Genomic DNA, 10,266 nt, shown 5'->3' with positions numbered 1-10,266 from the left:
CAGTAATATTACAGGAAGCAATGACGCTTTTGGGTAGTGAATCGGTTACAGTCTGTGAGCGTTCCCTGCGGGAAGGCGTAATTGTAGACTGGATGCTAACCCACGGTTTAATTGAAGATAAGCTGCGCTACCAAAGTTCAGTTCGGGAACGCAATGTACTCAAACTCGCTAATAAATACCACGTCAATTTAGAATATAGCGATCGCGTGGCAAAATTTGCCCAAAGTTTATTTGACCAAACTCAAGGTACGTTACACCACTGGGGATCTGATGAGCGACAATTGCTGTGGGCAGCTGCGATATTACACAATTGCGGTCATTATGTCAGCCATTCGTCTCACCACAAGCACTCTTACTATCTAATTCGCAATGGTGAATTACTCGGTTATACAGAAACTGAGATTGAAATCATTGCTAATTTAGCGCGTTATCATCGCAAATCGCCCCCCAAGAAAAAACATGAAAATTACCAGAGTTTGCTGATTAAACACCAGCGACAAATGGTCAGTCAATTGAGTGCGATTTTGAGATTGGCAGTAGCATTAGATAGACGACAAATTGGTGCGATCGCGCAAGTCCAATGTGAGTATTATGAACAATTTCGGCAGGTGAATCTGCTGATTTTTCCATCTCAACCTGATGATGATTGTGCTTTAGAACTTTGGAGCTTAGATTATAAAAAAGGAGTATTTGAGGAAGAATTTGGAGTGAAATTAGTAGCGACTTTAGAAAAGTCTAGCGTTGCTAAATTGTCTTAGAAAGTAGTGTGCGTTAACGCAGTGTAACGCACCTGCTGAATGTATAAACGCACATACATGCGCTACTACAAATCATCTGTATTTTACACGTTTGCTTTCAAATTTCAGTTAATTCATATAGTTTTCATCCAACTTAAGGATGAATTGAGAAACTATCTAAAGGAGTAGTTTAAAACTAAACTAAAGGAGTAGTTTAAAAACCAAAATTCTAATTATAATTACGTTTATAAAATAATCTATTTACTCTAGGTTATGTTGCAATTGGATATCTGAGCTGGGAAAACTTAGATATCCATTATATAGAATTTTAATCAAGCAGGCTCAATTGCTTGGTTCTCTCCACTGGAGAATACTCACGCTTCAGCATAGAGCTTGTGTTCCATTATTGTGATAATTCATCAGCTTTGGGAGTTATGATCGATATGAAAGCTGGAGGTAAAAAAGCTGATGAATTTATCAGTGACAACTTCCTCAACTAAAACTGTACCTAATTGTTAAGTTTACCAGACTGTCAAGGGGGTGCATCCCAGTTTTTATTTTGAATGAGAGAATAACTGTCATTGCGTTCGCGCAGCGTCTCGTAGAGAGGAGGAACGACGAAGCAATCTCATGGACTCGTTTTGACCTGAAGAATTTTGCGATTGCTTCGTTCCTCGCAATGACATGTAAAAAAGTGGGATGCTTCCCTGTCAAGGTTTAGGCAATACGGAAACGGAAGCAATAGAAAAACTCAGTCAAAGTTTACAAACTCGGTTAGAAACAGCCAAGATTGTGACTTTAGAAATTGAAGCACCCAAAGTAGAAAATCCTTGGTTGAAAATAGCTGGTAAATATAAAGATGATCCACAATTTGATGAGATGCTGGAATATATACAAGAATATCGACGTGAATTGGATGCAGGCAATGAAGCCAGGTAAACTCAGAGGTGAATGATTTAAGGATAAGCAGAAGTGGGAAAGAGGAATGGAAGCGGGGTTTATAGTATACTTTGCGACTTTCCAAACATCCTCTTAAATGTATCTATCTGATTACAATCTTCAGCCTCCTGTAACCTTAGCTACACCATTAATTCCTTCTCTTTGAGACGCTACGCGATCGCAAAACTACATAATTTCGGTAAAATTGGGTAAAGCAATTTTTGCGCTTGTTAAACAAAGGCATCAGCAAACCCATGCAACTGAAACTCAGTGCATCTAAACTTCCCTTCGCCCCTCTCCTCTTAATTGCCCCCTTTTTCCTATGGGGGACGGCAATGGTAGCCATGAAAGGAGTAATACCCCACACCACACCGCTATTCATGGCAGGAGTGCGTCTGATACCAGCAGGGATGTTAATTCTGATTGCAGCAGCATTCATGGGTAAACCACAGCCGAAGGGTTGGGCTGCATGGCTGTGGATTGCCTTATTTGCCCTCGTAGATGGGACGCTGTTTCAAGGTTTTTTAGCAGAGGGATTAGTTAGAACCAGTGCAGGGTTAGGGTCTGTGATGATTGACTCGCAACCCTTGGCTGTTGCCTTGCTGTCGTTGTGGCTATTCCAGGAACACATTGGTTTTTGGGGATGGCTGGGGCTAGGCTTGGGTGTCACAGGCATTAGTTTAATCGGCTTACCTGATGAGTGGATTTTACATTTTCTCGACTCAGGCGCAAATATTACAATTGGTAACTGGCAAGATTTGTTTGCTAGTGGGGAATGGTTGATGCTGTTAGCAGCCCTATCAATGGCAGTGGGAACAGTATTGATTCGGTTTGTGTGCCGACATTCTGACCCAGTAACCGCTACGGGATGGCACATGATTTTGGGTGGATTGCCACTATGGGGAGTTTCATCAGTTGTCGAATCCCAGCAGTGGGAGAATCTAGGAGCATCTGATTTAGTGGCTTTGGGTTATGCTACCGTATTTGGCAGTGCGATCGCCTACGGTTTATTCTTCTATTTTGCCTCTAGTGGCAGTCTCACCAGTCTTAGTTCCCTGACCTTCCTTACACCCGTCTTTGCCCTACTATTCGGCAATCTCTTCCTCTCAGAAGTCCTCAGTCCGTTGCAGTGGGTAGGTGTTTTCTTAACTTTAATCAGCATCTATCTCATTAACCAACGTGATACTTTAGCAGCGCAAAATGACACAGTTACTGTGGGCGAAACAGCTAATATACAGCAACCAGTTTTAGAAGCATCTGCTAAAAAGTTAAACCCCATCACTTTCAAAGTGAGAGAATCTGAACGAGAAATTTTACCCTAACTTATTAAAATAATTCGTAATACTTCGGCTACGCTCAGTACAAGTTCGTAATGACGCTCGTTCGCTCTTAGCGTCTCCCCTTCTCCCAAAGAGAGAGGCTAGCGCCAAGGGAGAAGACTCGCTAACGCTACGCTAACGTAATTTGTAATTCATGAGGGAGATGAGGGAGAATAACTAATACCCAATCGCCAATCCCCAATAAAAAAATGACAGTTAACATTTGGTAATCTTGAAGCTATTGTGGTATCGAAGACTTCAAAAAAAAGCACGTTCAGGCTGAAACTTGCAATATGAGGCTATGCCGTTCCTCAATTTTGATATTTACCTGTTTTTCTTGCGTGGGTTTTTACCCAAATCGTGCAAGCACAGCAACACCTAACCTAGCACCTGAAATTTTAGAACTTGCACAAGCTAGTTCGACAGTCGCTGCTAGTAGTCCAACTGTTTTGACTTATGGTAGTCGAAAATCAGATGTGCAGAGATTACAAACCCAATTAAAGCAGTTGGGATACTACAGTGGCGTGGTAGATGGAGAGTACAACGACAGTACGGAAATGGCTGTAGTTAAATTCCAGAAAGCAAAGGGTTTAAAAGTAGATGGCCTTGCTGGTCTGGAGACTAGGGGGAGACTGCAAGCAGCAATCGTAGCCAAAAATCAGATTGTTACCTCTCCAATTGTTGCAACTTCCAAACCAACTACAATACCCGAACCAACCGAGAGAGGTTTTGTTTGGTGGTTAATATTTTCCATCGGAGTTTTAGGAAGTATTGGCGCACTTGTTTACCTGCTGAAGTGGTTTCGTCAGGTCAAACAAGTGCAATCCGAAATATCAGAGACTAAAAGTTTGAGTGAAGCTAACAAAAAACTCATGATATCACCCTCACCAGAGACTGTAACTAGTCCACAAACAGTTACGCCACCAATTCCCACACAATTGCTGCTACCAGAAAAAACTTCCCGGCTTGCTAAACTCAATATTGTTGACGAATTAATTCAAGACTTACGCAGTTCTGACCCAAGGAAGCGACGCAAGGCTATTTGGGATTTGGGTCAACAGGGAGATTCGCGGGCAATTCAACCTATGGTTGACCTGATGATTGATGCCGATTCTCAAGAAACCAGTTTAATTTTGGCAGCTTTGGCAGAAATTGGTACCCGCACACTCAAACCGATGAATCGTGCTTTAGCAATTTCGCTGCAAGATGAAAATCCACAAGTGCGGCAAAATGCGATCCGTGACCTGACGCGCGTTTATGACATGATGGGTCAAATGAGTCAGATGTTGCGCCATGCGCTGGAAGACCCAGATGTCGAGGTGCAAGCAACAGCACGATATGCTTTAACTCAGATGAATCGAATGCGTGGTTTGCCGGAAGAACAAAGTCTACCAGAAGATTTACAGAACGATTCACGAGAATAAACCTAAAAATATTTCAATTGGATTTGGATATTAGTGTTCGGGCCTGCCACCAAAAATGCAGCTTCGCTAAATTTGGCTGCTCTTATGCGAATTTCTGGGTTGCTGGAAAATCCAAAGCCTTCGGTTGGTATACCTAAAATATTGCTATTGAGAGTGCCGTCGTTATTTTGATCGTGGAAGACAGCAACGGCGTAACTACCTGCTTTTAAGTTCTCAAAGGTAATGAGTAAGGGAGTGCTAGTAATCTTGATACACTGCTTTTGTAAGCCGCGATCGCGATCGCTAGGAAATCCTTCACTGCTAGCAAATATACTGGCACAGACTTGTCCTTGTTTATTCTTCAAGCCATCAATTTCTACGGTGAGTTTGCCGTTAAAATTTGCCTTGGCACTAAATGACCACGCCAGATTTCCCAGAACTGCCAATAGCAGCATACTAACTCTCAATCCTCTAACCATAAAATTTTCATAAGGTAAAAAAAGTTTTGCTGAAACTAAGTTTTAGCTTTGATTCAGATCAGGCAGATTCATCGTCGCATTATTCAGTTAATACTCGCAAGCATTTTGGTATATTTAATTTAAATATTTATCTAAGTAAGCCAGCTTTAACGAAGAGACATTCGTGAAATGGTATTAGTATTTTTGACTGCGATCGCTAAATTACAGCGCTTTTCAAGTAATTGAACTACACCACTCCCTACTCCCCACTCCCTACTCCCCATCTCATCTGTGGTCTAAATACCTGAAAAATGCTGTAATAAAGCACCAATCAGGTAAAAAGTTGGAAAAGTAGGAGGTATAAAACCCCCTACTTTTCCCCGTTTGGATAAAGAATTTGGCAGAATCAGTTGAATCTACTGATGGTGTGTTGGTAGCTCATATTAGGAATATGCCAGAGAGTAAACCAAAAAAATATTTACCCTAAAATCTCCCAATTGAAGTTTGTTCATCAGAAAATCCAGTTCCATCACCTTCTTTGAGAAATCCACTGTAGGCTTCCATACCGTGTTCACCGATATCCAAACCTTCTAGTTCCTCTTCTTTGGATACTCTGATACCTAAAGTAACTTTCAGAGCCAGCCAAAAAATACTACTGAGTAAAACAGTGAAACCACCTACTGAGACAACGCCCAGCAACTGAACACCGAACTGTCCAAAGCCACCACCTGCAAATAAACCTTTTGCTGGGCCAAGTGCATCGCCATACCAGGAATAAACACCAGGGCCAACAGCCCACAGTCCCACTGCTAGAGTTCCCCAGATGCCACAAACTAGGTGAACTGAGGTAGCTCCCACTGGGTCATCAATGCCAAGTTTGTCAAAGAATGTTACAGAGAAAACTACCAGTACTCCAGCAATCAAGCCAATGATTAAAGAAGCAGGAATACCTATGTAAGCACAAGACGCTGTAACACCAACCAAGCCAGCCAAAATACCATTGATAATCATTGACAGGTCTGGTTTACCTAAGTACAACCAAGCTGTAATTGTAGCGGCAATTCCACCGGCAGCACCAGCCATGTTAGTGGTGACAGCAATGTGACTGATCGCACTAGGATCGGCAGCCATCACAGAACCGGGGTTGAAACCAAACCAGCCCAACCACAGGATCAGACAGCCCAAAGTGGCAATACTCATGTTGTGACCAGGCATAGCAACAACTTGCCTATCTTGATATCTACCAAGGCGGGGCCCAAGAAATGCTGCTCCCATCAAAGCTGCCCAGCCACCTACGGAGTGAACCACCGTACAACCGGCAAAATCCCAAAAGCCTCTGTCTGCTAGCCAACCAGTTCCCCAAATCCAGTGTCCAGTAATGGGGTAGAGAATACCTACAAGTAAGAGGCTGAAAATTAGGAAGTCAATAAACTTAATCCGTTCGGCTACTGCACCAGAAACGATTGTTGCTGCTGTTCCAGCAAACACTAGCTGGAATAAAAACTTGGCAGCTAAAGGTACACCAGCCCAACTAATGGCACTGAAAACACCTTTATAGGCTTCTCCTGTGGCGGGACTGTTATCTGCTCCTCCTAAGAAAAACCCATTTAATCCAAAGAAGTCGTTGCCATCACCGAACATTAAGCCAAAACCGAGTACCCAAAAGGCAACGGTGGACAGAGCAAATACAATCAAGTTTTTGGAAAGAACGTTGACAGCGTTTTTCCGGCGACAGAAGCCGGTTTCTAACATACAAAAACCAGCGTTCATGAAGAACACTAAAAAGGCAGCGATCGCAACCCACAGTGTATCAAGAGCAACTTTGAGTTCTGCTGTCGTTGGCCCTGCGGCTGGAGTTTGGGCAACTGCGGCATAACCCCAACCCAACACAATCAGACAAGCTAAAGGTAAGCAGGCTTGCCAACTGGGAGAGAGGCGCTTAATTGCTAGATTAAATAGCTTTACTTTTGAGTTGGGCTGTGAATTTACAGCGTAATTTCTTGCAGACAGACGCTTATTTTTTGTTTTCGATTTTTGTTTGTACATGAATTTCAACATCATCCTCCAAACTATCTTTAAAAAAGGAAAAAAACAGGTTAAGCAGAAAAAAACACTGTCCTTTGATATTTTTCCTTTAGACCACTTGTTTAAAAACCAGAAAACCAAATTACCTTAGTAGGAGTTTAGGAAACTCCTGGCACATCTGTAAATATTTATTTTAGATATTCTTAAGTAATTATGGTGTAATTTCTGAAACAGTCAAGTCTTCTTCACTTAATCTTTAATCTTTCAAAAATAAGTTTTGTTCAGGAAATTGCCAGAAATTGTCAATATTATGTCTATACATAAAAAAGGGTGCAACATAGTTACAGCCGATTTTTCCCCACACTAAAAAGGTTACAGCGACGGCAATTGAGTTTTATAGTAAGGCATTAACTACACCTCTTTGGCACATCAAAGCTGCTTCTAACATGGCAAAGCCAATTTCATGAAGAATACTAAAAAACTAGTGATTAGTACCAAGTATTATCAATGGAAATTTGCAGTTTAGTTGTAGTTTCAGATAAAGACTCAATAGTGGGAGCTTTACAGAAACCATGAGACTACTTCCTATTTCACCTTTGGTAAATTTATGCCTAGATGGATAAATTTGACTGATTGTCTATTTACTCAAACCAAAAAACTGTATCGTATAATACATTTTTTCGCTTTTTTTATGGCATATAGCTCCTGATGCAACAAATAAAGCATTTATATCCTTTATAGGTAGGTATTTTCCGATTTCAGGATCGGACAATTATAAATATTATTAATTTTTTATACAAAAAGTTAATTGTTTGTTACTTTAAAAGCTATATTGAAAAGCAGTAATTCTCCTTTAAACCGACCACTGGGTGAAATAACTGATAAATTGCCCGCAGCCTCCACCATTCAATCTTATTGATAAAAGTGACGGTTGTAGAGATAAACTCAACACGAAGGTTAAGATAATTCATAATTCATCCCTGCGAAAAGATTTGTATTAAAAGCAACGCAGATTTCTAAGGCTATTCTGAGATAATGGATTAGTTGAGCTATTTACACAAGAGTTATGACTCAGGTAAACTCACAGGCGATCGCTATCTTAATTGCTCAGGTGTACTAGTTGAGCAAGGACTCTCCACCTTCTGGCTTGTCGTTAGACATCGCCTTGCTCATTAAGCACGAATCAGCGACGGAAACATCTATCGAAACTCCCATACAAGCTTATAGGCTAAATTAAATAGAACCGTAGGAGGAAACAAGGCTAACAAACCTAATTTCCTTAAAAAAAGAGGGTTTACAGTACCTGTAATATGGGAGACTTGGCAATATTCCCTATAAATCAGATTCAAGATGAGTAAGACAATTTCGGACATCGCAGTTAAGACTATCAACGGTGAGGATAAGCAATTAAACGAGTATACCGGGAAGGTACTCTTAATTGTGAATGTGGCTTCCTACTGCGGTTATACTTCTCAATACGAAGGGTTAGAAAAATTGAACCAGAAGTATGGGGAAGCAGGGTTACGTATTTTGGGGTTCCCCTGTAACGATTTTGGAGCGCAGGAACCAGGAAGCAATGAAGAGATTGTGCAATTCTGCACGAGTAAATATAGTGTTACCTTTGAACTATTCGATAAAGTTCATGCCAAAGGCTCGCAGCAGCATCCACTTTATGAGAGACTTACCAAAGCCGTTGAGCCAACGGGAACTGTTGCTTGGAACTTTGAAAAATTTTTAGTTAATAAACAAGGTGAAGTGGTAGCTCGATTTAATAGTAGTGTCCAGCCAAATTCATCAGAGATAATTGCCATAATTGAGAAAGAATTAGCAAAATAGTCATTAGTCATTAGTCATTAGTCATTAGGTAAAACTTTCTGTACTATTGACTATTGACTATTGACTGTTAGCTCTGGACTGTTAAATTTATTTACGTCCAGTTTCTTAATTGAGAATATTATCTCAATGATTAGTTTAATTTATTTGTGTCTAATTTGTCATGAACGTTGCAATCATTGGTTGTGGTTATGTTGGTTATAAGGTTGCTCAATATTGGCAGGAGAAGGGGGATTTTGTTGTCAGTGTAACCACAACTTCCTCTGAGCGTGTCCCGGCACTAAAATCAGTATCCCAAAGAGTTGTAGTTACCCGTGGTAATGACTTAGATAGCCTAAAATCAGTTTTGCACGATCAAGATGTTGTAGTTTTGAGTGTTAGTGCAAAAGGTGCAGAAGTTTATGAAGAAACTTATCTACAAACCGCCCAAACTTTAGTTTCATCCTTGCAGCAGGTTGCGAGTGTAAAACAATTAATATACACAGGTAGCTATGCAGTATATGGTGACAGAAATGGTGTATGGGTAGATGAAGAAACACCGCTTGCACCTGCTAATTTAAATGCACAAATTCTCCGAAAAACAGAGGATGTGCTGCTATCAGCATCTAGCGAAAATCTTCGCGTTTGTATCTTCCGCTTAGGAGGGATTTATGGGACTGGCAGGGAACTGTTGAAAATATTTAGCAGATATTCTGGTGCAACCCGTCCTGGGAATGGCGAAGATATCACAAATTGGATTCATTTGGATGATATTGTTGGTGCGATAGAATTTTCCCGTCACCGTCGTTTGCAAGGGATTTACAATTTAGTAGATGATGCACATCTCACCAGCCGGGACTTACTAGAGTGCCTATTTGAAAAACATAATTTACCCAAAGTTAAATGGGATACATCTATTAAGAGTACCCGCCCATATAATGCTTGGGTATCGAATGAAAAGCTTAAAGAAGCTGGATACCAGTTAATTCATCCACAGATGATTTTTTAGTAAGTATTAAAAACTAGGAATTATGCAACCATCTGCTGTAACTAACACAACCAATTTGACAGCATCTCCTAGCCAGTTTTACACTTGGCGGAATTATCGTTGCGCCTACGAAGTTCATCAACCAACTAACACAACACCTGAAGGCATTCCTTTACTGTTAATTCATCCGATTGGCGTCGGATTGTCGCGGCAATTTTGGCAGCGATTTTGCCGCGAATGGTATAATACAGGTCAGCGTAATTCAATTTACAACCCTGATTTACTAGGATGTGGCGAAAGTGATATGCCTCATCTGGCTTACACTCCTAGTGATTGGGCAGAACAGTTGCAGCACTTTTTACAAACAGTAGTGCAAAAGCCTGTCATTGTAGTAGTACAAGGTGCTTTATTACCAGTTGCGATCGCATTAGTCCAAAAGCAATCAAACTTAATTGCCAGACTTGTACTTTCTGGGCCTCCAACGTGGGCTTTGATGACAAAGAAATCACCAGAATGGCGGAAAAAATTTATTTGGATCTGTTAGATTCGCCTTTTGGGAGTGCTTTTTATCGCTATGCACGTACT

The 10,266-nt window shown here is 40.9% G+C and carries 9 protein-coding genes and 1 pseudogene; 8 read left to right on the top strand and 2 right to left on the bottom strand.

Annotated features, from left to right (window positions below; translation table 11 throughout):
* The 4 genes from LC574_RS10375 to LC574_RS10360 all read left to right on the top strand — a co-directional run.
* A partial coding sequence (locus tag LC574_RS10375; protein WP_229453447.1) for an HD domain-containing protein occupies positions 1 to 758 on the top strand: 758 nt, incomplete at its 5' end.
* 678 nt (positions 759 to 1,436) lie between these two features.
* A complete protein-coding gene (locus LC574_RS10370; protein ID WP_229453446.1) occupies positions 1,437 to 1,676 on the top strand; it encodes a hypothetical protein in 240 nt (79 codons plus the stop codon).
* 254 nt (positions 1,677 to 1,930) lie between these two features.
* Positions 1,931 to 2,998, top strand: coding sequence for a DMT family transporter (locus LC574_RS10365; RefSeq protein ID WP_229453445.1), 1,068 nt, complete (start codon positions 1,931 to 1,933; stop codon positions 2,996 to 2,998).
* A 290-nt stretch (positions 2,999 to 3,288) separates the two neighbouring features.
* Positions 3,289 to 4,419, top strand: a complete 1,131-nt coding sequence (locus LC574_RS10360; protein WP_229453444.1) for a peptidoglycan-binding protein — start codon at positions 3,289 to 3,291, stop codon at positions 4,417 to 4,419.
* 2 nt (positions 4,420 to 4,421) lie between these two features.
* Here LC574_RS10360 and LC574_RS10355 read toward each other — a convergent pair whose 3' ends face one another.
* A complete protein-coding gene (locus LC574_RS10355; protein ID WP_229453443.1) occupies positions 4,422 to 4,877 on the bottom strand; it encodes a DUF2141 domain-containing protein in 456 nt (151 codons plus the stop codon).
* A 462-nt stretch (positions 4,878 to 5,339) separates the two neighbouring features.
* On the bottom strand, positions 5,340 to 6,902 hold the full coding sequence (locus LC574_RS10350) for an ammonium transporter (RefSeq protein ID WP_229453442.1): 1,563 nt from the start codon (positions 6,900 to 6,902) through the stop codon (positions 5,340 to 5,342).
* 1,023 nt (positions 6,903 to 7,925) lie between these two features.
* On the opposite strand from LC574_RS10350, the gene LC574_RS37920 reads away from it, so the two are divergent.
* The 4 genes and pseudogenes from LC574_RS37920 to LC574_RS10335 form a co-directional block, all read left to right on the top strand.
* A complete protein-coding gene (locus LC574_RS37920) occupies positions 7,926 to 8,057 on the top strand; it encodes a hypothetical protein (protein WP_267871484.1) in 132 nt (43 codons plus the stop codon).
* A gap of 174 nt (positions 8,058 to 8,231) precedes the next feature.
* Positions 8,232 to 8,717 carry a glutathione peroxidase gene (locus LC574_RS10345; RefSeq protein ID WP_229453441.1) on the top strand — a complete coding sequence of 162 codons (486 nt, stop codon included), beginning with the start codon at positions 8,232 to 8,234 and terminating at the stop codon, positions 8,715 to 8,717.
* A 160-nt stretch (positions 8,718 to 8,877) separates the two neighbouring features.
* Positions 8,878 to 9,702, top strand: coding sequence for an SDR family oxidoreductase (locus LC574_RS10340; protein WP_229453440.1), 825 nt, complete (start codon positions 8,878 to 8,880; stop codon positions 9,700 to 9,702).
* 22 nt (positions 9,703 to 9,724) lie between these two features.
* Positions 9,725 to 10,266 (top strand): annotated as a pseudogene (locus tag LC574_RS10335) (alpha/beta fold hydrolase); the annotation flags it as partial.

The organism is Nostoc sp. CHAB 5715 (assembly GCF_020829685.1).
In the GTDB taxonomy this organism is placed as follows: domain Bacteria; phylum Cyanobacteriota; class Cyanobacteriia; order Cyanobacteriales; family Nostocaceae; genus Nostoc.
The sequence above is the reverse complement of the archived record's forward strand: the minus strand, read 5'-3'. Positions and strand labels throughout refer to the sequence as shown.

What these genes read in the sequence shown, in the direction of transcription:
- LC574_RS10370 (WP_229453446.1), top strand. Translation starts at nt 1,437, where the DNA reads ATGCTTCCCTGTCAAGGTTTAGGCAATACGGAAACGGAAGCAATAGAA.
- LC574_RS10365 (WP_229453445.1), top strand. Translation starts at nt 1,931, where the DNA reads ATGCAACTGAAACTCAGTGCATCTAAACTTCCCTTCGCCCCTCTCCTC.
- LC574_RS10360 (WP_229453444.1), top strand. Translation starts at nt 3,289, where the DNA reads ATGAGGCTATGCCGTTCCTCAATTTTGATATTTACCTGTTTTTCTTGC.
- LC574_RS10355 (WP_229453443.1), bottom strand. Translation starts at nt 4,877, where the DNA reads ATGGTTAGAGGATTGAGAGTTAGTATGCTGCTATTGGCAGTTCTGGGA.
- LC574_RS10350 (WP_229453442.1), bottom strand. Translation starts at nt 6,902, where the DNA reads ATGTACAAACAAAAATCGAAAACAAAAAATAAGCGTCTGTCTGCAAGA.
- LC574_RS10345 (WP_229453441.1), top strand. Translation starts at nt 8,232, where the DNA reads ATGAGTAAGACAATTTCGGACATCGCAGTTAAGACTATCAACGGTGAG.
- LC574_RS10340 (WP_229453440.1), top strand. Translation starts at nt 8,878, where the DNA reads ATGAACGTTGCAATCATTGGTTGTGGTTATGTTGGTTATAAGGTTGCT.